The 23,931-nt window shown below is 72.2% G+C and carries 16 protein-coding genes; 5 read left to right on the forward strand and 11 right to left on the reverse strand.

Annotated features, from left to right (window positions below; translation table 11 throughout):
- Positions 1-4 precede the first annotated feature (4 nt).
- The 4 genes from NQO67_RS03065 to NQO67_RS43665 all read right to left on the reverse strand — a co-directional run bounded on the left by NQO67_RS03065 (position 5) and on the right by NQO67_RS43665 (position 6,479).
- Positions 5-2,251: a xanthine dehydrogenase family protein molybdopterin-binding subunit gene (locus NQO67_RS03065; RefSeq protein ID WP_255946033.1), complete on the reverse strand. Its 2,247-nt coding sequence runs from the start codon at positions 2,249-2,251 to the stop codon at positions 5-7.
- A complete protein-coding gene (locus tag NQO67_RS03070; RefSeq protein ID WP_255946035.1) occupies positions 2,248-3,243 on the reverse strand; it encodes an FAD binding domain-containing protein in 996 nt (331 codons plus the stop codon). The genes NQO67_RS03065 and NQO67_RS03070 overlap by 4 nt, the downstream gene beginning before the upstream one ends.
- Position 3,244: 1 nt before the next feature.
- Complete coding sequence (locus NQO67_RS03075; protein WP_255946037.1) at positions 3,245-3,781, reverse strand: (2Fe-2S)-binding protein; 537 nt, start codon at positions 3,779-3,781, stop codon at positions 3,245-3,247.
- 268 nt (positions 3,782-4,049) lie between these two features.
- Positions 4,050-6,479 carry a SpoIIE family protein phosphatase gene (locus tag NQO67_RS43665; protein WP_305125258.1) on the reverse strand — a complete coding sequence of 810 codons (2,430 nt, stop codon included), beginning with the start codon at positions 6,477-6,479 and terminating at the stop codon, positions 4,050-4,052.
- Between the two features lie 188 nt (positions 6,480-6,667).
- Between NQO67_RS43665 and NQO67_RS03095 the strand changes: the two genes are divergently transcribed.
- From NQO67_RS03095 to NQO67_RS03110, 4 genes are all read left to right on the forward strand, one after another.
- Positions 6,668-7,327, forward strand: a complete 660-nt coding sequence (locus NQO67_RS03095) for an alpha-ketoglutarate-dependent dioxygenase AlkB (RefSeq protein ID WP_255946039.1) — start codon at positions 6,668-6,670, stop codon at positions 7,325-7,327.
- Between the two features lie 345 nt (positions 7,328-7,672).
- Positions 7,673-8,611: an extracellular catalytic domain type 1 short-chain-length polyhydroxyalkanoate depolymerase gene (locus NQO67_RS03100; RefSeq protein ID WP_308295610.1), complete on the forward strand. Its 939-nt coding sequence runs from the start codon at positions 7,673-7,675 to the stop codon at positions 8,609-8,611.
- Positions 8,612-8,924: 313 nt separating this feature from the next.
- Complete coding sequence (locus NQO67_RS03105; RefSeq protein ID WP_255946041.1) at positions 8,925-10,349, forward strand: MFS transporter; 1,425 nt, start codon at positions 8,925-8,927, stop codon at positions 10,347-10,349.
- A 199-nt stretch (positions 10,350-10,548) separates the two neighbouring features.
- Positions 10,549-11,583 carry a chitinase gene (locus NQO67_RS03110; RefSeq protein ID WP_255946044.1) on the forward strand — a complete coding sequence of 345 codons (1,035 nt, stop codon included), beginning with the start codon at positions 10,549-10,551 and terminating at the stop codon, positions 11,581-11,583.
- Positions 11,584-11,718: 135 nt separating this feature from the next.
- Here NQO67_RS03110 and NQO67_RS03115 read toward each other — a convergent pair whose 3' ends face one another.
- Entirely contained in the window at positions 11,719-14,079 is a 2,361-nt protein-coding gene (locus NQO67_RS03115) for a xanthine dehydrogenase family protein molybdopterin-binding subunit (protein WP_255946046.1), read from the reverse strand.
- Between the two features lie 85 nt (positions 14,080-14,164).
- Entirely contained in the window at positions 14,165-14,701 is a 537-nt protein-coding gene (locus NQO67_RS03120) for a (2Fe-2S)-binding protein (protein WP_255946048.1), read from the reverse strand.
- Positions 14,702-14,962: 261 nt separating this feature from the next.
- Between NQO67_RS03120 and NQO67_RS03125 the strand changes: the two genes are divergently transcribed.
- Complete coding sequence (locus NQO67_RS03125) at positions 14,963-16,990, forward strand: SpoIIE family protein phosphatase (RefSeq protein WP_255946050.1); 2,028 nt, start codon at positions 14,963-14,965, stop codon at positions 16,988-16,990.
- 56 nt (positions 16,991-17,046) lie between these two features.
- Here NQO67_RS03125 and NQO67_RS03130 read toward each other — a convergent pair whose 3' ends face one another.
- The 5 genes from NQO67_RS03130 to NQO67_RS03150 all read right to left on the reverse strand — a co-directional run bounded on the left by NQO67_RS03130 (position 17,047) and on the right by NQO67_RS03150 (position 23,927).
- Positions 17,047-17,712 carry a LutC/YkgG family protein gene (locus tag NQO67_RS03130; RefSeq protein ID WP_255946052.1) on the reverse strand — a complete coding sequence of 222 codons (666 nt, stop codon included), beginning with the start codon at positions 17,710-17,712 and terminating at the stop codon, positions 17,047-17,049.
- The gene (locus NQO67_RS03135) at positions 17,709-19,274 is read right to left on the reverse strand and encodes a LutB/LldF family L-lactate oxidation iron-sulfur protein (protein ID WP_255946752.1); all 1,566 of its coding nucleotides are present in this window, start codon (positions 19,272-19,274) and stop codon (positions 17,709-17,711) included. The genes NQO67_RS03130 and NQO67_RS03135 overlap by 4 nt, the downstream gene beginning before the upstream one ends.
- A 5-nt stretch (positions 19,275-19,279) precedes the next feature.
- Entirely contained in the window at positions 19,280-20,035 is a 756-nt protein-coding gene (locus NQO67_RS03140; RefSeq protein WP_255946054.1) for a (Fe-S)-binding protein, read from the reverse strand.
- 91 nt (positions 20,036-20,126) lie between these two features.
- Positions 20,127-21,605: a rhamnulokinase gene (locus NQO67_RS03145; protein ID WP_255946056.1), complete on the reverse strand. Its 1,479-nt coding sequence runs from the start codon at positions 21,603-21,605 to the stop codon at positions 20,127-20,129.
- Between the two features lie 222 nt (positions 21,606-21,827).
- Complete coding sequence (locus tag NQO67_RS03150; protein WP_255946058.1) at positions 21,828-23,927, reverse strand: bifunctional aldolase/short-chain dehydrogenase; 2,100 nt, start codon at positions 23,925-23,927, stop codon at positions 21,828-21,830.
- Positions 23,928-23,931 lie beyond the last annotated feature (4 nt).

Here is a 23,931-nt window from a genome sequence, read left to right on the forward strand (position 1 = left end):
CCCGCTACAGCAGGTGCTCGATCCGGATCGGCAGCTCCCGCACCCGGCGCCCCGTGGCGTGGAACACCGCATTGGCCACCGCGGCAGCCGCGCCGACCATGCCCACCTCGCCGAGGCCCTTGACCCCCAGCGGGTTGACGATGGGATCGTCCATCTCCACGAACTCGATCTCGACGTCGGGCGCGTCCGCGTTCACCGGGACCAGGTACTCCCCGAGGCTCGCGTTCGCCCAGCGGCCGTCCCGGGTGTCGATGAACGTGCCCTCCAGCAGGGCCTGGCTCATGCCCCACAGCATGCCGCCCATCACCTGGCTGTGCGCCATCTTGGCGTTGAGGACGCGGCCCGGCGCCATCGCGCTGACCATCCGCCGTACCCGGACCACGCCCAGCTCGGGGTCGACCGCGACCTCGGCGAACTGGGCGCCGAAGGTGACCAGCCCGTACGGGGTGTCGGACCCCGGCGGTTGCCAGCTGCCGATCGCGTCCATGTCGGTCAGGAAGCGCCGCTGCATCAGGTCGCTGTACGACTCCCCGGTGTCCGGCCGCTCCTTCAGCTCCATGCGGCCGCCGCGTACCACGACGCCGGCCGGGGAAGCGCCGTGCAGGGGGGACTGCGGGTCCGCCACGGCCTGCCGGATCAGCTGCTCGCGCAGGGTGGTGGCCGCCGTGTGCACCGCGGCGCTGATCATGCCGGAGCCCGCCGAGCCGACCGCGGCGGCGACGTTCGGCAGATCGGTGTCGCCGTACTGGAAGTGGACGTCGCCCACCGCCACCCCGAGACCGTCGGCGGCGACCTGGGTCATGGCGGTGGCGACTCCGGTGCCGATGTCCTGCGTGCCGCACTGCACCACCGCCGACCCGTCGGCGTACAGGCGGGCCCGGGCGCGCTGCGGCTGCATGGGGAAGACCTGCGGGTACCCGGCGGTGGCCATGCCCTTGCCGATGAGCCAGTCGCCGTCCCGCTCGGAACGTGGCTCCGGGTTGCGCGACTGCCAACCGAAGCGTTCCGCGCCGCGCCGGTAGCACTCCTCGGCGCCGTCGCTCGACCACGGGTTGCCGCTGACGGGGTCGGCGCCGGCGTGGTTGCGCAGGCGCATCTCCAGCGGGTCGATGCCGAGGGTGTGGGCGAGCTCGTCCACGGCGCATTCCATGGCGTACATGCCGGTCGTCTCGCCGGGCCCGCGGGTGAAGGTGGGCGTCATCGTGTTGCTGCGGATGAGACGGTAGACGCCCTCGTAGTTCGGGCAGTCGTAGGCCTGCGATGCGACGCTCAGCGACGGCTCGGCCCAGTCGTCGAAGTGCGAGGTGAGGGAGAGCTTGTGGTGGCGCAGCGCGGTGAGCCTGCCGTCGCTCTTCGCCCCGAGCTCGATGCGCTGCTCCTGGGCCTCGCGGTGCCCGCACGAGGTGAACATCTGCTCCCTGGTCAGCGCCAGCTTCACGGGCCGGTCCACGTGCCGCGCCGCCAGCGCGGCCAGCGTGACATGCGGCCAGATCATGGCCTTGCAGCCGAACCCGCCCCCGACGAAGTCGGCGCGCACCCGCACCTTCGACGGCGCGATGCCCAGCAGTGCGGCGACGGTGTTCTGGCTCGCGGCGATGCCCTGCGTGGAGTCGTACAGGGTGAGCCGGTCGCCGTCCCAGACGGCGGTGGTGGCGGACGGCTCGATCGGGTTGTGGTGGTTGGGGGCCATTCGGTACGTGAGGTCGACGCGGGCGTCCGCTTCGCGGAGCCCGGCCTCGACGTCACCGCGGGAGCTGCGTCCGGGGATGAAGCCCGCGAAGATGGCATCGGGCTCGTACGCATGCTCCCGGCCCTGGTCCACCGTCGTCGTCGGAACGCCCGCTTCGTAGTCGACGTGGACCTGGCGCGCCGCGAACCGGGCGCGTTCCGGGGCGTCGGCGATCACCAGGGCCACCGGCTGGCCGAAGTAGTGCACCACGTCGTCCTGCATGGGGAAGAAGGTCTCCCCGGGGGCGGCGTGGCCGGCCAGCGACGGCAGCAGCCGCACCTTGGCCACCCTCGGCAGGTTCCGGTGGGTGAGCACGGCGAGCACACCCGGGGCGCGTTCGGCGGCGGTGGTGTCCATGCCGGTGACGCGCCCTTCGGCGATACGGGCGCCGACGAGGGCGGCGTACGTGATGCCCGGCAGGGCGATCTCGGCCGAGTAGCGGGCCCCTCCGGTGACCTTGGCGGGGCCGTCGACGCGGTCGAGGGGCTGGCCGACGGCTTCGAGGGTGGCTCCGGTGGTCATGCGAATCCTCCCGCCTCGGCGGCCGTGTGCAGGGCGCGGACCATGGTCCGCCGGGCGAGCTGCACCTTGAACGCGTTCATCGGGCGCGGCTGGGCGGGCTCCAGCTCCTCGACCGCCGCACGGTCGAACAGGTCGGCGCCCGGTGGCTGCCCGGTCAGCACCGCCTCGGCGCGACGCGCCCGCCACGGCTTGGTGGCCACCCCGCCCAGGGCCAGGCGGACCTCCTGGATCACCCCGTCCTGAAGCGCCAGCGCCACCGCGACGGAGGCGAGCGCGAACTCGTAGGACGCGCGGTCACGCACCTTGAGGTACAGCGACCCGCGGGCCATCGGGACCGCGGGCAGCCCGATCGCCGTGATCAGCTCGCCCGGGGCAAGCGGATGTTCCCGCTCCGGTGTGTCGCCGGGGAGCAGGAAGAAGTCGTCCGCGGGGATCACCCGGGGCCCGGTCTCGCCCTCCACGTGCACCATGGCGTCCAGGGCGACGAGTGCGACGGCCAGGTCCGAGGGGTGGGTGGCGATGCACTGCTCGCTGGTGCCGAGGACGGCATGGCCGCGGTTCACCCCGTCCAGGGCCGCGCACCCGCTGCCCGGCACCCGCTTGTTGCAGGCCGACTCGGTGTCCCGGTAGTAGGAGCAGCGCACCCGCTGCATCAGGTTGCCGCCCATGGAGGCCATGTGGCGCAACTGGGGGGAGGCTCCCTGGAGCAGCGCCTGGGAGAGCATCGGGAACTTCCGCGCCACGGCCGGGGACTCGGCGACGTCGCTCATGCGGCACATCGCGCCGATCCGCATCCCCCCGTCGTCGAGGTCCTCGATGGCCGTCAACGGCAGCCGGCCCACGTCCACCAGATGCCTGGGGCGCAGCACGTCGAGGCGGAGCAGGTCGATCTCGGTGGTGCCGCCCGCCAGGTAGGCGCTGCCCGGATCGGCGGTCACCGCCGCGATGGCGCCGGGCACATCGCTCGGGCGGGTGTAGCTGATCGTTCGCATGTCAGTCGCCCGTCCTCTGGTCGCGCACGGTACGGATGGCGGAACGGATGTGGGGGTAGGCCGCGCACCGGCAGAGGTTGCCGCTCATCCACTCGGCGATCTCCTCGTCGGACCCGGCGTGGCCCTCCTCCAGCAGGGCGATCGCGGACATCAGCTGACCCGGTGTGCAGTAGCCGCACTGGAAGGCGTCCTGCTCCAGGAACGCCCGCTGCATCGGATGCAGTTCGGCGCCGTCGGCGAGCCCTTCGACGGTGGCCGTCTGGAGGCCCTCGCAGGCGATGGCGAGGGTCAGGCAGGACAGCACCCGACGGCCCTCCACCCACACCGTGCAAGCCCCGCAGGTTCCCTGGTCGCAGCCCTTCTTGGTGCCCGTCAGCTCCAGGCGCTCGCGCAGCACGTCCAGCAGGCTCACCCGGGGTTCCAGGTCGACCACGTACTCGGTGCCGTTCACGGACAGCTCCACCGGGACGCTGTGCGGTCCCCGGGTCTGCACGGCGGCGGACTCGGTGACAGGCACGGAGGCCCGCTGATCGGTCACGGCACTCACCTCGGACTTCACGTCGTATGGCGAGCCCGGTCCGGCTGTCGCCCGGTCCTGACCTCGGACGGCCGTTGCCCGGCACCTGTCGGATCGGCACTCGATTCCGGGGCAATCTTGGAGCGCGGCAGGCCGGATCCGGCTGAGCGGCGCGGGCGTGTTCCCCGCGATAGCCGCAACGGCGGACAGCGGAATCCCGACGCCCTACCGCGCAGCCAGGCCACCCGCGCCAGCGGGGTGCCGGACCGGACGGCTGCTCCCTGCCGAGCTATCCGCTGGTGCTGTCGATGCGCTGCTCGGTCCAGATGGTCTTGCCCGCACCGGTGTAGCGGGTGCCCCAACGCTCGGCGAACTGGGCCACCAGGAGCAGCCCGCGGCCCCCTTCGTCGGTGGTGTGGGCATGGCGCAGTCGCGGCGCGGAACCGCTTCCGTCGGAGACCTCGCAGGTCAGCGTGGAGCCACGGATCAGCCGCAGTCCGATGGGTGCCTTGGCGTGCCGGATCGCGTTGGTGACCAGCTCGCTGACGATCAGTTCGGTGACGAACGCCGCATCGTCCAGGCCCCACGAGGAGAGCTGTCCGGCGACGAGGGAGCGGGCGGTGGCGACGACCGCGGGGTCGGCCGGCAGCTCCCACGAAGCCGTCCGGTCCTCACCCAGTTGATGGGTGCGCGCCACCAGCAGCGCGGCGTCGTCGGCCGGCCGGGCCGGCAGGAGCGCCGTGCTGAACGCCCGGCACGCCTCGTCGGGAAGGTCCGGCGGATCCGTCAGCAGCGTGGTCAGCCGTTGCTGCCCCGCCGTCGCCCCGTACGCCTGGAACAGACCGGGGGTGTACAGGGTGAGCAGGGCCCCCTCCGGAAGGTCCAGCTCCAGCGTGCCGAACGGCGGCCCCGGCATGCCCAGCGGCTCGGCACGCGGCGGTTGCAGGGTCTCCACCCGGCCGTCGGGGTAGCGGACGATCGGTCCCGGGTGCCCGGCCGATGCCAGGCTGCAGTGCCGGGAGACCGGGTCGTACACCAGGTACAGACAGGTGGAGCCCACACCGCTGCCCTCCGTGCCGTCCGTGACGCGCCCGGTCCTGGCCCGGCCGTCGTCCCCGGCCATCCGGAACACCAGGTCGTCGAGGCGCGCGAGGAGCTCGTCGGGTTCCAGGTCCAGGTCCGAGAGGGTGTCGACGGCCGCGCGCAGCCGCCCCATGGTGGCCGCGGCCGCCATGCCGCGATCGGCGGCTCCGCCGGCCACCAGTGCCAGCCGGGCGCCCGACAGCGGGATGACGTCGACCCAGTCGCCGCCGGAGCCGCCGCGGATGTAGCGGTGCGCCACCTCGAGGCCGTCCTGCGTCGGCAGGTCCTGCGGCAGCAGGCTGCGCTGCAACGAGACGAGGGAGGTGTGCACGCGCACGTACCGGCGGGCGTTGTCCAGGCCCAGGGCCGTGCGATGGGCGAGCTCCGACACCAGGGACAGATCGTCGTCGGTGAAGGGGCCCAGGTCCGACCAGCGGTAGAGGGTGACGATGCCCAGCACGAGGTCGCGCGCGACCAGCGGCACCAGCATCAGGGAGTGGACCTTGTCCTCCAGCATCCGCCGCCCCCTGAGCGGATCGCGGAGCACCCAGTCGCTGTCGTCCCGCACCGGGCTGACCAGGCGTGGCCGTAGATCGGCCAGGGCCTTGGAGGACGGTGCCGCCAGCGGGAAGGTGCTGACCTCACCCACCTCGTACACCCCCGGCTGGACGTCCTCCCGGCGGGACCGCGACGCCGCCCGACGCAGCACCACCCCTTCGCCGACCGGGCCGGGGAACAGCTCCTCGCCCAGCAGCACCGCCTCCAGCACCTCGAGCGCGACGCTGTCGGCGAGGTGCGGTACCGCCAGATCGGCGAACTCCTGCGCGGTGTGCACCACGTCGAGGGTCGAGCCGATCCGGGCGCCGGTCGCCAGCACGGAGAGCCGCTCCTGCCTGCGGTCACGCTCGGTGACGTCGAGGAAGACCTCGGCCACGCCCAGCACCCGTCCGGCGGCGTCCTCGAGGCGGTAGGCGGTTGCGCCGTACACGTGCTCGCGATCGGGGTCGGCCGGAGGCCGCGCCCGCTTGCGGTAGCCGAGCACCGGCTCGCCCGACGTCAGCACCCGGCTCAGCACCTGCTCGGCCCGTTCGGAGCCGAAACCGGGCCAGGCCTCGCTGAGCTGCTGTCCTGGGGTGTCCCCTGCGGGTGGGCCCAGCATCTGCTCGGCGGCCGGGTTGCACACCAGCAGCCGCAGGTCGGGACCGAGGACGAGGACACCCACCGGAGTCTCGGTGAACAGCGCCCCCCGCAGGGCCATGACGTCCCCCATCTCCGGGGCGCCGCCGGCCGGGGCGAGCAGGACGCTCCAGCGCGGCCCCGTGACGCCCGCCGGCTCCGGTCGGACGGCCAGCCGGCAGCGCACCACGCCGCCGTCGTCGTGCCGCACCAGTACGTGCCCGTCGGCGGGCCCGCCGCCCCCGCGGGCACCGACGACATCGGCAACCTCGTCGGCGCCGGCCATCAGGGCGATGACCGGTCGCCCCACGACCCGGTCCGCCGGGTAGCCGAGCAGGCGCTGGGCGGCGGTGCTCCATTCGGTGACGATGCCACGCGCGTCGACCACCACCCGGGCCCATGCGTCCGCCGGGGGCCCGGCGCGCCGGCCACCGCCGTACACGTTGTCGGACGTGCCCATCACCACCAGCCTCGCCGTGGTCGATGCCTCCTGCTACCTCCCAGTGTTCCTGTCCGCAGACGACGGTGCGAGGCCAGCCGGCGGCGCGCCGTCGCGTGTCACTGCCACCGGCGGACTCCTGAAGCGCCCCGATCGGCTGATCGCGCAACGGTCGCACGGCGTGCTGACGAGCTGGCTACGCTTCGGCCATGGCTGCGGGCTTCGAACACCTTTCCCTTGACGCGGACGGCGACCCGTCCCTCCTGCCGGTACCGGGCCTGCGGTACGTCGCCGACTGGCTCACGCCCGCCGCATGCGGGAAGACGCTGTCCCGCATCGACGCCGCCGAGTGGTCCGCGGAGTTGCGCCGACGGGTGCAGCACTACGGTCACCGCTACGACTACGGACGGCGCAGCGTGCGCGCCGACCCGGCGGCGCGGACCGCACCCGACGTGCCCTCCTGGGCCCGCGAGCAGGCCGCCCGGCTGGTCAGCGAGGGGCTCATGGACGAGGCCGCCGACCAGGTGATCGTCAACGAGTACCAGCCGGGCCAGGGCATCAGCGCGCACGTGGACTGCGTGCCCTGCTTCGGCCCGGTGGTCGCCGCGATCTCGCTCGGTTCCGGCTGCGTCATGGACTTCACCCATCCGGTGGACGGCACGAAGGCCGGGGTGTACCTGGCACCCGGCAGCCTCTGCGTGATGACCGGCCCGGCGCGCTACACGTGGCGGCACGCCATCGCGGCCCGCAAGAGCGATCCGGGCCCCGGCGGGCGGGTTCCCCGGAGCCGGCGGGTGTCGGTGACGTTCCGTACCGTCCTCGCCCCGACTTCCCCCGCTGCCGGGCCCCGCGGTGATGCGCAGCGCTGAGGGTGCCATTCCGGTGCCGCCGGCCACGCAGACGACGCGGGGTGTTCGGTACTTCGAAAACTGGGCCGAAACTATCGGCACTTCAAGGCTCGTCAAATACCCTTTCAATCCCTGTTGATGGGAAGTTTTCCCTGCAAAAAAGTAATGGGTAAGTAAAGTTGCTCTCCAGCCGCCTATTGCGAAGGGCTGGATGGGTCGATACTTCCTCTCGGTGCTTCGAAATTTTTCGAATGCCCTTCCTTGTGTCATGCGCACGACCGCCGGATCGGAGGGCGTGGTGCCCCGGCTGCCATGCGACGACGGCGACACCCCCACACACCCGCAGTCCAGGGGAAGGACCTGCTCATGCCCAAGAGATTGAGGGCAACCGTGACCGCCCTGGCGGCCACGCTGCTGCTGACCGCCGGTGCGATGGCCGCGACGTCGGCCAGTGCCGCGCCGTCCGGTGCCACCGCCTCGTTGCAGGAGGTGACCAACTTCGGCAACAACCCGGGCAACCTGCGGATGTACGAGTACGTGCCCGACAGCGTGAAGGCCAACCCGGCGATCCTGGTCGCGGTGCACTACTGCACCGGTACCGGTCCGGGCTTCTTCTCCGGCACGGAGTTCCGCTCACTGGCGGACCAGCACGGCTTCATCGTGATCTACCCGGACGCCAATGTCTCGGGCCAGTGCTTCGACGTCTCCTCGCCGCAGGCGCTCAAGCACGACGGCGGTAGTGACCCGACGTCGATCGCGTCGATGGTCACGTACGTCGAGCAGCACAACCAGGCCGACGCGAGCCGGGTGTTCGTGGCGGGCGCGTCGTCCGGCGCGATGGAGACGGACGTCCTGCTCGGCGACTACCCGGACATCTTCAAGGCCGGCGCCGCCTTCATGGGCGTGCCCTTCGCGTGCTTCGCCACGACGGACGGCTCCTCGTGGAACAGCCAGTGCTCCAGCGGGCAGATCACCCACACCGCCCAGGAGTGGGGCGACATGGTCCGCAACGCCTACCCGGGGTACTCGGGGGCCCGCCCGCGGGTGCAGTTGTGGCACGGCACGTCGGACACGACGCTGAACTACCACAACTTCGGCGAGGAGATAAAGCAGTGGACGAACGTGCTGGGCGTGAGCCAGACCCCCGTGTCGACCCAGACGTCCGGTAACACCACCCGGACCCGCTACGGGGCTGACAGCGACCAGGCGCCCGTGGAGGCCTACAGCCTGTCCGGCGTGGGTCACTCGCTCATGCTGCCCGGCGAAGCCGCCCAGGCGATCACCTTCTTCGGCCTGAACGGCTGACCCGCGCACGACCGGGGGCGCGGGCACGGCGCCCGTAACCACCGCACATGAGGGACGCGCGCACACCGGCCCGCGGGAGGCACCTCCCGCGGGCCGTGTGCGCGCGGACCACACAAAGCCGGCCCAGTTTGCTTGCGTCCGCAACCTTGCAGGTCACCCGGCGTCCCGGGGTACGGTGCTCAGCACCCCAGCAAGAAAACCGTGCCCGCGAACAGACCCTGCTCGCGCACGGCGCGCACCGTCTTGCGCCGTGCGCCGTCCGGACCGGACGGTGGCGGCGCCCGCGCGCTCGCCCTCGAGCAGGAGGACCCCCGTGCCTTCCCCGTCCCCTTCCATCGCCGCCCGCCTTGACCGGCTCCCCATCACCGGCTGGCACTGGCGACTGATCGTCGTCGTCGGCCTGGGCGCCTTCTTCGACCTCTACGAGATCTTCCTCGGCGGAGTGCTCGGCGCGGTGCTCACCGACACCTGGTCGCTGAGCAGTACGCAGAAGTCGACCGTCATCGCCTCCGCGTTCGTCGGCATGTTCGTCGGCGCCAACCTCCTTTCCATCGCCGCAGACCGGCTCGGCCGCCGCCGGATGTTCCTGGTCAACCTGGGCCTGTACTCGGTGTTCTCGCTCGCAGCCGCGTTCGCCCCGAACCTCGGCGTGCTCATCGGCCTGCGTTTCCTGGCCGGTCTGGGGCTCGGTGCCGAACTGGTGCTCGTCGACACCTACCTGGCCGAGTTCCTGCCGCGCCGGGTGCGCGGGCGGTACATCTCCTGGGCCTACACCGTCGGTTTCGTCGGGGTGCCGATCGCCGCCCTGCTGGGTGCCCGGCTGGTCGCCAAGCACGAGCTGCTCGGGATGGACGGCTGGCGGTGGCTGCTGGTGTTCGGCGCGCTCGGTGCGTTGCTGATATGGGTGGCCCGCAGCCGGCTGCCGGAGTCACCGCGCTGGCTGCTCGCCCAGGGCCGGGCGGACGAGGCGGCCGTCCTGGTCACCGGCATCGAAGAACGGGTGCGTGCCGAGACGGGCGGGGAGCTGCCGGCGGTGGCGGAGGAGGAGCCGGGGGAGGTGCGCCGGCATGTGCCGCTGGGAGAGATGTTCGGCGCGGCCTACCGGCGCCGCACGGTGATGCTGTGGATCTTCCAGGTGCTCCAGACGGTGGCCTACTACGGCTTCGGCTCGCTGGCACCGGTGGTGCTGCTGTCGAAGGGGTACGAGGTGACCGAGTCGCTCACCTACGCCTCGTTGAGCTTCCTCGGCTACCCGATCGGCTCGGCGCTCGCGGTGCCGCTGATCGACCGGATCGAGCGCAAGCTGCTGATCATCGGCTCGGCGGTCGGCATCGGGGTGCTCGGCGTGGTCTTCGCGGCCGCCCGGATGTCCTGGCTGATCGTCGCCGCCGGCTTCCTGCTGACGGTGTGCAGCAACATCTTCTCCAACGCCTTCCACACCTACCAGACCGAGATCTTCCCGACCGGCATGCGCAGTTCGGCGATCGGCATCGCCTACTCGCTCTCCCGCCTCACCTCGGCCGTGCTGCCGTTCATCGCGATCCATGTGCTCGACTCGGCCGGCCCGACCGCGGTCTTCACCGGATCGGCCGTGCTGATCGGGCTGCTCTGCCTCGACATCGGCCTGCTCGGGCCGCGGAGTACCGGACGGAGCCTGGAGCAGGTGGCCGAACGGGTCCCGGAGGCCGGCCCGGACGGTTCGACGGGCGACAGCGCGGCGGAGCCGGCGGGGCGTTGACGCCGGGGCGGCCCCGTCGCCGTCGTCCTCGTATTCCGCAAAGGTTGGGGCAGCGGCCTTGACGGCGGCTTTGGTCTAGTCCAAATATGGTGGGCGCTTCGGTGTTCCGGCGCCGGCAGGGTCGCATCCGCCGGCGCCGGAACGCGGCACCCCCACGCCGTCATGGAAGGACACGACTATGCGCCGACCTCTCTTTGGCATGCCCTCATCCAGAACCCGTTTCCGCGCGGGCGCCGAAGGCGCCTCCGGGCCGGTTTCGCGTGCCGCGGTGGGCGCGGCGGTGGCCGCGCTCACGGTCGGTACGGCGCTCGTGGCGGTGCCCTCGGCGTCGGCGGCGCCCCAGGCGCTGGCGGCGGGCACCTTCGCGCCGTACACGGACATGTCCAACTCCAACGAGGGGCTGCTCGACACAGCCATCACCGGCCACGGCGTCAAGACCTTCACCGCCGCCTTCGTGCTCGGCTCGGGGTGCAACCAGATCTGGGGTGACACCCTCCCGGTCGGCAACGACTCCTTCACCGACCCGCTGATCCGCAAGGCCCAGTCCGAAGGCGCGTCCGTCATCATCTCCTCCGGCGGCGCGGCCGGCCTGCCGCTCGCCTGGTCCTGCACCGACCAGAGCGCCATCACGGCCGGCTACCAGAAGATCATCGACTCCTACGGGGTCAACTCGCTGGACTTCGACATCGAGGGTGCGGCCATCGCGGACACCGCAGCGGCGACCCGCAACATGCAGGCGATGAAGACCCTGAAGGCGGCCAACCCCAGCCTGACCTTCTCCGTGACCCTCCCGGTGCTGCCCAGCGGGCTCACCGCCGACGGCGTCAACATCATCAAGGCCGCCAAGAGCGCGGGTGTCAAGATCGACAACGTCAACATCATGACGATGGACTACTACCAGGGCTCCCAGGACATGGGCCAGGCGGCCATCTCCGCGGCCGAGGCGACGCTGGGCCAGATGCAGTCGGTCGACTCCGGCTACGGCTACGGCAACGTGGGCATCACACCCATGATCGGCGTCAACGACGACGGCTCGGTCTTCTCCCTCGCCAACGCCGCCACGGTGGCGAGCTGGGCCGCGAGCCACGGCGTCGGCCGGCTGTCCTTCTGGTCCGTGAACCGTGACACGGCGTGTGGTGGCGTGGCGGCGCAGCAGGTCGCCAGGCCCGACGCCTCGTCGACCTGTAGCGGGGTGTCGCAGAGCCCCCTGGCGTTCACCGACGCCTTCAACTGAGGACCGGCGGCCCGCCAGGAGTGACCCCGCGCACCCGCCGGGAACCACGTCCTCCTGCCGGGTCGTCCCGCACCACGTGCCCGTCCCGCACCGCGTGTCCCGGCGGATCGCCCGGTGCGGGACGGGCCCGCCCGATCAGCCGTCCTGCCCCTCGAGCGCCGCCTTCACCCGTTCCGGGGTGAGCGGCAGCGTCCGCAGCCGTGTGCCGGTGGCGGCGAAGACGGCGTTCCCGATCGCTCCGCCCATGAGCCCGATGGCGGGCTCACCGGCGCCGAGCGGCGGCTGGTCCGGCTGGTCGATGAGGATGGTCTCGATCTCGGGGACCTCGTTGAACCGCACCACCTCGTACTGCTTGCCGGGGTGGTACGTGCTGGTCTCCCACACCACCGTCGTCACCCGGTCACCCGAGTAGCCGACCTCTTCCTTCAGGGCACGGCTGACGCCCTGGACGACGTTGCCCTCGATCTGGTTGCGCAGCCCGTCCGGGTTGACGATCAGACCGCAGTCGTGGGCCACCACGACCCGGGTGACCCGCACTTGGCCGGCCGCCAGGTCCACCGTGACCTCGGCGTAGGCAGCGGCATAGGCGTACTTCACCTCGTACTGCTGGAACGCCACCCCCGCCCCGACACCGTCACCACCCTGCGGGCGGGCCTGCCAGGCCGGCCGTAGCGCCTCGCAGACCGCGACGGCGCGGGGGTCGGTCAGGGACGCGATGCGCAGTTCGAGCGGGTCGAAGTCGCCGGCGTGCGCGAGTTCGTCGAAGAACGACTCGTTGGTGAAGCTGTTGGAGAAGCCACCGAGCGAGCGCAGTGCCGTGGTGCGCGGCAGCCGGTAGGTCAGCGGGCTCGACGGGGTGGCGGAGTTCTCGCCCGTCGTCTCGAAGGTCTTGACCAGCCGGGCCTCCACGCGCTGGAGGACGTCGTAGGTGAGAGGGCAGTTGCGGCCCGAGGAGTCCACCGAGGAGCCGGGCAGCGGATCCGGCAGCCGGCCGCTGAGGGCCCCGGGGAGCAGACTCCCGGGATTGTCCGCCGACGGGCGGCTGTTGGTCGGGGGCGCGTAGTTCAGGTGCGACCAGGCGATGATGCCGCTGCCGTCGACGGCGCCCTTCATGTCGTGTGCCTGGGCCGGGCCGAGCGGTTCCCAGCCGTGCTCGTCCATCCGGGTCCACTGCACCCGCACCGGCTTGTGCACCGCCTGGGAGAGCAGCGCGGCATCCGCCGAGGCGTCGTCGGCGCCGTTGTGGCCGTAACAGCCGCTGCCCTCCGCGTAGACCACGTGCACCAGCGACTCGTCGAGCCCGAGCAGCCCGGCGACGGCGCCCCGCAGGGCGGTGACGTTCTGGGTGGCGGACCAGACGGTGGCCTGGAAGCCGGTCTGCGGGTCCGGCGCCGCCCGGACGTCGGCCACCCCGGTGGACGCGCCCATGCCGCCGTGCATCTGGAACGGGGTGAAGTACTGGGCGGTGAGCACGGTGTCCGCCGAGGCGAAGACCGGGTCCACGTCGCCGTCGATCTCGACGACGGTGGCGTACGAGTTCGCCGGGTCGCGCAGCGCGGACGGCAGGTCCTCCTGGGCGATCAGGGCGGGCCCCTCGTCCCAGCTGACGGTGATGCCGGTGTCCGGGTCGGCGGCGCGGACCGCGGCCCACTCGGTGCTGGCGACGACGCCGATGAACCGCTCGTGCTGGACGACGTCCACGAACCCCTCGATGGCCCGCGCACGCTCCAGGTTGCCGATGACCGGGTTGCGGGAGTTACGGCCCGCCGGGCGCACCACACGGCCGTGCAGCGTGCCCTCGGGGGCCACGTCGGACATGAAGCGGAAGGTGGCGTCCAGCTTGCCGGGCAGGTCGACGCGTGGTTGCTCGGTGCCGACCACGACGTAGTCGTCCGGGGCGACCAAGGGGGCGTCCTTGTCGAGCGGGACCACCGAGTCGCCGTCCGCCAGCAGGGTGGCGTAACCGACCTGCGTGCCGTCACCGCCGCGCACCTGGAAGTGCCCGTCCGCCGCGACCAGGTCGGCCGCGTCGACGCCGAAGTGGGCGGCGGCACGGGCGAGCAGTTCCGCGTAGGCCGTCGCGGCGGCCTGGCGCAGTTGGACACCGCCGGTCTGGATGCTCTTCGAACCTGCCGTGGTGCCCTGGCTGACGGTGCGTTCGGTGTCGCCCTGCACGTAGGAGACGTCCCCGACGCCCAGCCGCAGTTCCTCCACCACGATCTGGGTCAGCGCGGTCTGGATGCCGGTGCCCAGCTCCACCTTGCCGCTGAAGACGGTGATCGCGGCCGGGGTGAGCACCAGCCACGACTCCGGGTCACCGGGCGAGCCGTTCTCGGCGGTGACCCGGATGGAGCCGTCATCGGCGCGCGGATGCCGCTGCGATCCGCGCTGCGCGGCCTGGGCCGGCGCGCCACCGAGCAACGAGAAGCCGACGGCCAGACTGCCCGTACCGAGCAGGAAACCACGGCGGGAGAACGGGGTGGTCGGGGCGCTCATAGGGATTCCTCCGCGGCTGCTTTGCGCTTCGCGCCGGTACAGGGCCGACCGGGTGAGGGGGGCGTCGGGTATGGCCACGCGGACGTCAACGGACCATCTCCTCGGCTGCGGAGCGGATCGCCGCGGTGATCCGGGTGTGGGTGCCACAGCGGCACAGGTAGTTGCGGTCGTTGTCCTCGCCGGCGCCGGAGAGGAAGTCCCGTATCTCGTCCGCTGACGGCACCGCACGGTTGCCCGCGGCGATCCGGCCCTCCAGCCAGCCGAGCGCGCCCATCACCATGCCGTTGACGCAGAACGCGCACTGGCCGGCCTGGAACCGGACGAACGCCTTCTGTAACGGGTGCCGCTCGCCGTTCTCGGCGAGGCCGTCGAGGGTGCGCACCTCGGCGCCGTCGGGCACGGTGTGCACGTCCGTGACGCAGGACCGGGTGGGGACACCGTCCACCAGGACGGTGCAGGCACCGCACTGCGAGACACCACAGCCGAATCTGGGTCCGTACTGGCCGAGCCGCTCGCGCAGCCAGTACAGCAGCGGTTCCGAGGCCTGGTCGTCTCCGGTGCCGGCTGACTGGTACTCGGCGCTGGTCTCCTCACCGTTCAGCCGGATGGTTCGAACTGGCATATGAAGCCCCAGGAGTCATGTCCGCCGCCGCCCGCGCCCGATGCGCGAGGCGTGCAGCGCGCTCTGACGGTAAGCAGGTGTGACGGAGGGAACAAGAGTGCGGCACGTATCCGCCTGGGGCCCGTCGCCGGGGTGCACGGACGCCCGTGGGGGCGCGCCGCCGTCCGTCAACCGGAGCACACGGACTGCGGGCGACCCGCGGCCGGGCTTGACTGGTCGCACCGGGCGCGAACCGGATCACTTCAGGAGGGCCGGTGCGGCATGGACCCTGACTACGGTGCGGCGCTGCTGGCCGTGCTGTTGACCCGGGCGCCCATCGGAGTGCACGTACTGGACCGTCGGCTGCGCGTCGTGCACGTCAGCACCGGTCTGCGCACCGAGGGGGGCGTGGACCCGACACGGATGGCCGGCTGCGCCTGGCAGGACCTGGGGCTGGCCACCGACGAGGTGCTGCACATGATGCAGCGCGTACTGGAGACCGGCGACGAGGTCATCGACCACGTCTACCAGGTGCCGCAGCCACCGGGGTCGCCCACCGGGCGCACCCTGTCCGTCTCCCTGTTCCGCCTCGAGGCGCCGGACGGCCGGATCCTGGGCGTCGCCGCCACCCTCGTCGACATCACCGACCGGGAGCAGGCACGGGCACGCCTGGAGCTGCTGCACCGTGCCGGCGAGCAGATCGGCAGCACGCTGGACGTGGACCGCACCGCCCAGGAACTGGTGGACGTGATGGTCCACGGCCTGGCCGACCTCGCCGCGGTGGACATCCTCGACTCGGTGCTGCACGGTGAGGCACCGGCGCCGGGCCCCGTGCCGGAGCGGGTCACGCTGCGCCGGATCGCCTTCGCCGCCACACCGCAGGAGACGGTGCGCCCCGTGTACGAGGTGGGCAGCATCCGGATGATGCGCTACGGCACGCCGCACACCCGGACCCTCGGCGATCTGCAACCCCGCCGCGTCGCGATGACCGCCGACGAGGACTGGCTCGCCGCTGACACCGCCCAGGCGAAGAAGGCGCGTGAGGGGGGCCTGCACACCCTGATCGTGCTGCCGCTGCGGGCACGCGGGGTCGTGCTGGGGCTGGTGTCGCTCTACCGGACCAGGGACTCGCCCCCCTTCGACGACAGCGACGTCACCCTCGCGTCCGATCTCGCCGACCGGGCCGCCATCAGCATCGACAACGCCCGCCGCTACACACGCGAACACGCCCTGGCCCGGCTCATCCAGCGCAGCCTGGTGCCCACGCGACTGCCGGAGCACGCCGCGGTGGAGACCGCCTACAGCTATCTGCCGGTCGCCTCCAGCGGGGTGTGGTACGACGTCATCGCGCTCTCCGGCTGCCGGGTGGCGCTCGTGGCGGGCGACGTCTCGGGTCAGGGCATGCCGGCGGTGACCACCATGGGCAGGCTCCGCACCGTACTCGGCGCCCTCGCCACCATGGACCTGCCCGCGGAGGAACTGCTGGAACGGCTCCACGAGCTGACCGGCCAGCTGGGCCGTGAGTACCCTTCAGTCGCGGAGTCGCCCACGGAGCTGACCGCGACGTGCCTGTTCGTCGTCTACGACCCCACCACCCGCGCCTGCGTACTGGCCAGCGCGGGCCACCCGATGCCGGTGGTCGTCATGCCCGACGGCCGGGCGGAGGTCCTGGAGGCCCCGCGGGGGCCGGTGCTCGGCCGTGGTGTGCCGCGCTACACCGTCACCCGGGTCACGCTGCCGGCCGGCAGCATCCTCGCGCTGCGCAGCGCGAGCCTGGTGAAGGCCGACCCGATCGATGAACTACGGCTCTACCGGGAGACGCTGAGCCGCCCCGCGACCCGGCTGTGGGACGCGTGCGACGCGCTGCTGTCCGCCCTGATCCCGCCGAACCCCGTGGACGACGCGATGCTGCTGCTGGCCAGGACCCGTGTGCTGGGTCCGGATCAGGTGGCGGCGTGGACGCTGCCCGACACGCCGGAGAGCGCCGCCGAGGCACGCCGGCTGGTCCGTGAGCTGCTGGCGGAGTGGGACCTGGGAGACCTGGGCTTCAGCACCGAACTGATCGCCAGCGAGCTGGTGACCAACGCGGTGCGCTACTCCTCGAGCCCCGTGGAACTGCGCATCATCCGCAACTCCACGCTGATCTGCGAGGTCTCCGACCCGAGCGCCGCCACCCCACAACTACGGCACGCCGAGACGGACGACGAGGGAGGGCGCGGTCTGTATCTGGTCGCCCAGCTCAGCCAGCGCTGGGGGACGCGGCCCCTGCCACGCGGCAAGACGATCTGGGCCGAGCAGCCGCTGGAGTGAGCCCTGCCGGGCGGCTGCCTGACCCGTCATGGCGGGCCGCGGCACGACCGGCCCGCTCACTCCCCGGTCGTCAGCACCACCTCCAGGGTGCGCGGCCCGTGCACGCCCTCCACCCGGTCGAGTTCGATGTCGCTGGTCGCCGACGGCCCGGAGATCCATGTCAGGGGACGTCCGGGAGAGAGCCGTTCGAGGGCCTGCGGGACGGACGAGACGACCTGGTCGGGGACCCGAACGACACAGATGTGGTGGTCGGGGACGAGCGTGATGCGGCGGCGGCCCTGGTCAGGACCGCCGTTGAGCACCAGGGTGCCGGTCTCGGCGATCGCCACCGCGCAGCCGGTGACCACGCTGTCCACCTCGTCGAGTTCGTGCGGGGTGCTCGTGGCGAGGTCCTCCACACGGCGCGGCCCGGCGTCGGCGAGCCAGTGCGGCGGCAGCCCGGGTGGCACCAGCACCGACCGTGCCCCGCGGTCGGCCAGCAGCCGGCCCAGCAGTCCGGCGAGACCGCCCGCGTCCGTGCGGTGCACGATGGCCCGGTAGTCCGCCAGGTTCTCCGCGAGCAGCTCCACCGTCTCCTCCTCGGTGCGCTCACCGTGCGCGCGGAGGTAGTCACGGTCCACGGCCCGCGCGTAGCCGGCCGTGTGGGCGGTGCCGGTGTCGTCGGCGGGCACATCGGCCAGTGCCCGGCGCACCCGGCCCAGGATGACGTCCTTGCTGCTCACTGCGGGTCCTTTCCGGGCTCGGTGCCGGGTTGCGGGCTGCTCTGACCGCTGGCGGAGGGCGGTGCGGGACGCTGGGCGCCGGCCGCGTTGCCGGCCCCGTGGGTGCGCCGCCACCAGTCGCGGAACGGCTCCGCGGGCAGCCTCGGCAGATCGCGCGTCGCGCTCCACGCCCGGCCAGGGCCCGGCAGGGTGCGCGGGTGGACACGACGGGTGGCGGACGCCAGACGCTGTCCCGCACGCAGCGCCGCGGGATGGCTGAACGTCCAGCGGGCGGCGCGCATGGCGGCCCGCTCCGCGGCGTGCCCTCGGGCCGGCTTCAGCCGCACCTTGGCGCCCTGCCGGGTCACCGGACCACCCTCGACGACCCGCTCCCGCAGGTGCACCAGTACCTCGGGGATGTCGATCGCGACCGGGCACACCTCGTAGCAGGCGCCGCACAGCGACGAGGCGTACGGCAGCGAGGCGTCGATGTCGCTGGCCGTGCCGCGCAGTTGCGGGCTGAGGATCGCCCCGATCGGGCCCGGGTACACCGACCCGTAGGCGTGCCCGCCGGCCCGCTCGTACACCGGGCAGACATTGAGGCAGGCCGAGCAGCGGATGCAGCGCAGCGCCTGGCGTCCGACGGTGTCGGCGAGGGTGTCGGTGCGACCGTTGTCGAGCAGCACCAGGTGGAAGGTGCGCGGCCCGTCGGCCGTGTCGGCGTCCGTGGTCCCGGTCCACATGGAGGTGTACGGGTTCATCCGCTCCGCGGTCGAGGAGCGGGGCAGGGTCTGGAGGAAGACCTCCAGGTCCTGCCAGGTCGGCACCACCTTCTCGATGCCCACGACGGAGATCAACGTCTCCGGCAGCGTCAGGCACATCCGGCCGTTGCCCTCGGACTCGACGACGACGAGGGTGCCGGTCTCGGCGACCATGAAGTTGGCGCCCGAGACACCGACCTTGGCGCGCAGGAACTTCTCCCGCAGGTGCAGCCGCGCCGCCTCGGCGAGATCGGCGGGCACATCGCTCAGGCCGTCCGGCGCCGGCCGGCCCCACTCGCCCATCTCCCGCGTGAAGATGTCCTGGATCTCGCTGCGGTTGCGGTGGATCGCGGGAACGAGGATGTGTGACGGGCGGTCCTTGCCGAGCTGCACGATCAGCTCGGCCAGGTCGGTCTCGTAGGCGTCGATGCCTTCGGCGGCCAGGGCTTCGTTGAGCCCGATCTCCTGGGTGGCCATCGACTTGACCTTGACGACCTCGCGCTCGCCGGTCTCCTTGACCAGGCCGGCGACGATCCGGTTGGCCTCGTCGGCGTCGGCCGCCCAGTGCACGGTGCCGCCCGCGGCGGTCACCGACTCCTCCAGTTGCAGCAGATAGCGGTCCAGATGGCGCAGCGTGTGGTCCTTGATCTGCTGCCCCGCCGTGCGCAGCGCCGCCCAGTCGGCCAGTTCGGACACCGCCCGCGCGCGCTTGGCGCGGATGGTGTGCGTGGCGTGCCGCAGGTTGCCGCGCAGGGTGTCGTCGTGCACCGCGGTGCGCGCCGCGGTGGGAAACGCCGGCATGCCGACGAAGGTGCCAGTCACGTCGGTCATGACAGGGTTTCCTCTTCCGTGCTCGCCAGGATGTCCGCGATGTGCACCGGGCGCATGCCGGTGCGCAGCCGTGCCATGGTGCCGCCGATGTGCATGAGGCAGGAGTTGTCGGCAGCGCACAGCACCTCGGCGCCGGTCGACTCCGCGTTGCGTACCTTGTCCGCCCCCATGGCCGCCGACACGTCGGGGTTCTTCACGGCGAAGGTGCCACCGAAGCCGCAGCACTCGTCGGCACCCGGCAACTCCACCAGCCGCAGCCCCCGGACGGCCTCCAGCAGCCGGCGGGGCCGCTCACCGAGCCCCAGGGCGCGCAGCCCGTGGCAGGTGGGGTGGTACGTCACGGTGTGCGGGTAGTACGCGCCCACGTCGGTCACCCCCAGGACGTCCACCAGGAACTCGGTCAGCTCGTACGTCCTGGGGATCACCGGGGCGAGCGCCGTCGCGAGCGCGTCGCCGCGGCCTTCCGCGCGGGCCCGCTCGCCGAGCCGTGGATACAGCTCCCGCACCATCGAGGCGCAGGACCCCGATGGGGTGACGATCGCGTCGTAATCACGGAAGACATCGGAGAATTGGCGCGCCAGCGGCTCCGCCTCGTGCCGGTATCCGGTGTTGTAGTGGGCCTGCCCGCAGCAGGTCTGCGCCATCGGGAAGTCCACCTCGACACCCAGCCGGGTCAGGAGCGTGACCACAGAGCGGCCGGTGTCCGGATAGAGCGTGTCGTTGACGCATGTCAGGAACAGGGCGACCCGCATGACGTGCTTCGTCTCCTCGGTCGTCGGACAGTTGTCGCAGAGATCATGGGATGAGTCATCGGATGGGTGCAGAGTACGCGTCGCTCGTACCTCAGGCCGAGGGGGCATCCCCGTCGTATTCCTCGACCTGGCGGTCCCAGGCCTTCCTGTCCCCGGACGGCCGGTACCGCGCGAGCGGTTGGGTGGCGGCCAGCAGGGACCGCATCCGCGGCAGGTCACCGGCGAGACCGTGCGAGCGGGCCTGCACCAGGACGTTGCCGAACGCGGCGGCCTCCGCCGGCCCGGCGACCACCGGCAGCCCGCAGGCGTCGGCGGTCAGCTGGCACAGCAGGGCGTTGCGGGCCCCGCCGCCGACTATGTGCACCACGTCCACATGGCGCCCCGACAGCCGCTGCGCCTCGTCGACGGCGCGCCGATGGGCCAGGGCGAGGGAGTCCAGGATGCACCGGGTGATCCCGGCGGGCGTGTCGGGCACCCGCCGGCCCTGCTTGCGGCAGGCCGCCGTGATCCGCCCGGGCATGCCGCCCGGCGCGAGGAAGTCCGGGTCGCCCGCGTCCACCACGGACCGCAGGCCCGGTTCGGCGGCGGCATCGCGCAGCAGCGGCTCCAGCGGGGGGTTGTCCCATTCCCGCAGGCACTCCTGGAGCAGCCACAGGCCCATGATGTTGCGCAGGTAGCGCACGGTGCCGTCGAGCCCCAGCTCGTTGGTGAAGTTGGCCAGCCGGCTGGCCTCGGTGAGCACCGGCGCGTCCAGTTCGAGCCCTGCGAGGGACCAGGTGCCGGTGCACACGTAGGCGAACGGGACGCCGTCGGCAGCAGGGACCGCCGCCACCGCCGAGGCCGTGTCGTGCGAGCCGACCGTCGTCACCGGCACCGGGCCGGCCAGCCCGGTCTCGGCCAGTACCTCGGGCAGCAGCGCACCGGCCGGGTCGCCGGGGCGGCGCAGCGGCGGGAAGAGGGACAGGTCGATGCCGAGCCGTTCCGCCGTGGGATACGACCAGTCGCGGGTGCGCGGGTCGATCAGCTGGGTGGTGGAGGCGTTGGTGAGTTCGGTGCCGGCCTCGCCGGTCAGCCAGCGGCTCAGCAGATCGGGGATGAGCAGCATCTGCCGGGCCGCCGCCAGCTGGGCGCTGCCGCGGGCGGCCACCAGCTGGTAGAGGGTGTTGAAGGGCACGTACTGCAACCCGGTCGCCGCATACAGCTCGGCGGCCGGCACGCTCCGCCACACCTCCTCGGCGACGCCCTCCGTGCGCGTGTCGCGGTAGTGGACCGGGTTGCCCAGCAGGCGGCCGTCGGCGTCGAGCAGGCCGTAGTCCACGGCCCAGCTGTCGATGCCGACGGAGGCGAGCCGGTCGGTGGCTGCGCCGGCCGCGCGCAGTCCGTCGAGCACTCCGCCGTAGAGGGCGAGGATGTCCCAGCGCAGGCCTTCGGGCAGGCGGAGCGGACGGTTGGGGAAGCGGTGCACCTCGGTCAGCGACAGTTCGGCGCCCGTGCCGGAGCCCACCCGGCCCAGCATGACCCGCCCGCTGGAGGCGCCCAGGTCGACCGCGGCACACTGGAAGTCACTCATGGGCACCTCTTCTTGCTCGTCTTCTTGCTCGTCCCCCCACCCCGAAGGGGACGGGACCGTGACACATACCGCGGCGCCGCACGGCAACACCTCTGGGGGCGCCTTCCCGTCCGTCGGACAGCGTTCGTCAGACAGCGGGGGAGCCGGGGCGCGGCCACGGATCCCCACACCGCGGAAGGGGCGCTCCGCCGCCAGGACGGCCGCGCCCCGCACCGCCCCGGCTCACCGCAGGAACGCTGCGGCAACCCCCGCGTCCACCGGGATGTGCAGGCCGGTGGTGTGGGTGAGATCGCCGCCGGTCAGGGCGAAGACGGCGGCTGCGACGTGCTCGGGGAGCACCTCGCGCTTCAGCAGGGTCCGCTGGGCGTAGAACTCGCCGAGTTTCTCCTCCGGTACCCCGTAGACCGCGGCGCGCTTGGCGCCCCAGCCGCCCGCGAAGATCCCGGAGCCGCGCACCACGCCGTCGGGGTTGACGCCGTTGACCCGGATGCCGTGCTCGCCCAGTTCGGCGGCGAGCAGCCGTACCTGGTGGGCCTGGTCGGCCTTGGTGGCGGAGTAGGCGATGTTGTTCGGGCCCGCGAAGACGGCGTTCTTGGAGGCGATGTAGACGATGTCGCCGCCCATGCCCTGCGCGGTCATCACCCGGGCGGCCTCCCGGGAGACGAGGAAGGAGCCGCGGGCCATGATGCCGTGCTGGAGGTCCCAGTCCTCGGCGGTGGTCTCCAGCAGCGGCTTGGAGACGGAGATGCCGGCGTTGTTCACGACCAGGTCGAGTCCGCCGAAGGCGAGGACGGCCTCCTGGACGGCGGCCGCGATCTGCGCCTCGTCGGTGACGTCGACGCTGATCGCCACCGCCCTGTCCGGACCGCCGAGCTCGTCCGCGACGGTGGCCGCGTTCGTGGCGTTCACATCGGCGACCGCCACGCAGGCGCCCTCCGCCACCAGTCGGCGGGCGATCGCCTTGCCGATCCCGCTGCCCGCGCCGGTGACCAGGGCGATCCGGGTGGCCAGTGGCTTGGGCTTGGGCATGCGCTGGAGCTTGGCCTCTTCCAGGGCCCAGTACTCGATGCGGAACTTCTCCGACTCCTCGATCGGCGCGTACGTCGACACCGCCTCCGCGCCCCGCATCACGTTGATGGCGTTGACGTAGAACTCGCCAGCGACCCGGGCGGTCTGCTTGTCCTTGCCGAAGGAGAACATGCCCACGCCCGGGACCAGCACGATCGCCGGGTCGGCGCCGCGCATCGCGGGCGAGTCGGGGGTGGCGTGCCGCTCGTAGTAGGCGGCGTAGTCCTCGCGGTAGGCGGCGTGCAGCTCCCGCAGGCGCGCCACGGCCGCGTCGAGCGGCGCGGTGGCCGGCAGGTCGAGCACCAGGGGGCGCACCTTGGTGCGCAGGAAGTGGTCCGGGCAGGAGGTGCCCAGTGCGGCCAGCCGCGGGTGCTCGGCGCGCGAGACGAAGTCCAGCACTTCCTCGGAGTCGGTGAAGTGCCCCACCTGCGGACGGTCCTGGGAGGCCAGGCCGCGGATCACGGGCGCCAGGGCAGCCGCACGCGCCCGACGCTCGTCCGGTGGCAGCGGCTCGTGGCCGGGCAGCACCGCGCCGAAGGGCTCGGCCTTGCCGTGCTCGGCGAGGAACCGCTCGGCGGTGCGGATGATGTGCAGCGAGTTGGCCTCGCACTCCTGCGCACTCTCGCCCCAGGCGGTGATGCCATGCCCCCCGAGGACGCACCCGATGGCCTGCGGGTTCGCGGCCTTGATCGCGGCGATGTCCAGACCGAGCTGGAAGCCCGGACGCCGCCAGGGCACCCAGACCACCGAGTCACCGAAACACTCCGCGGTCAGCTTCTCCCCGTCGGCCGCACAGGCCAACGCGATACCGGAGTCAGGATGCAGATGATCGACATGGGCCGCGTCCACCAGCGCGTGCATGGCCGTGTCGATGGACGGCGCCGCACCCCCCTTGCCATGCAGGCAGTAGTCGAACGCGGCCACCATCTCGTCCTCCCGCGCCACCCCCGGGTAGACGTCCTTGAGCGCCCGCACCCGGTCCAACCGCAGCACGGCGAGCCCCGCACCGGTGAGCGTGCCCAGGTCCCCACCCGAGCCCTTCACCCACATGAGCTCCGCCTCCCCGCCGGTGACCGGGTCGGGGGCCCGGCCCTTGGCGGAGGTGTTGCCCCCGGCGTAGTTGGTGTTGCGCGGGTCGGCGCCCAGCCGGTGCGAGCGGGCCAGCAACTCGGCCACCGCGGGGTGCCCGGCCCGCCCGTCGGTCCGCTCCGGCGGGACACCTTCGCCGGACGGTGTGCTGGTCGTGCTGCTCATGTGC

The sequence above is a fragment of the Streptomyces odontomachi genome (assembly GCF_024435355.1).
Lineage (GTDB): Bacteria > Actinomycetota > Actinomycetes > Streptomycetales > Streptomycetaceae > Streptomyces > Streptomyces odontomachi.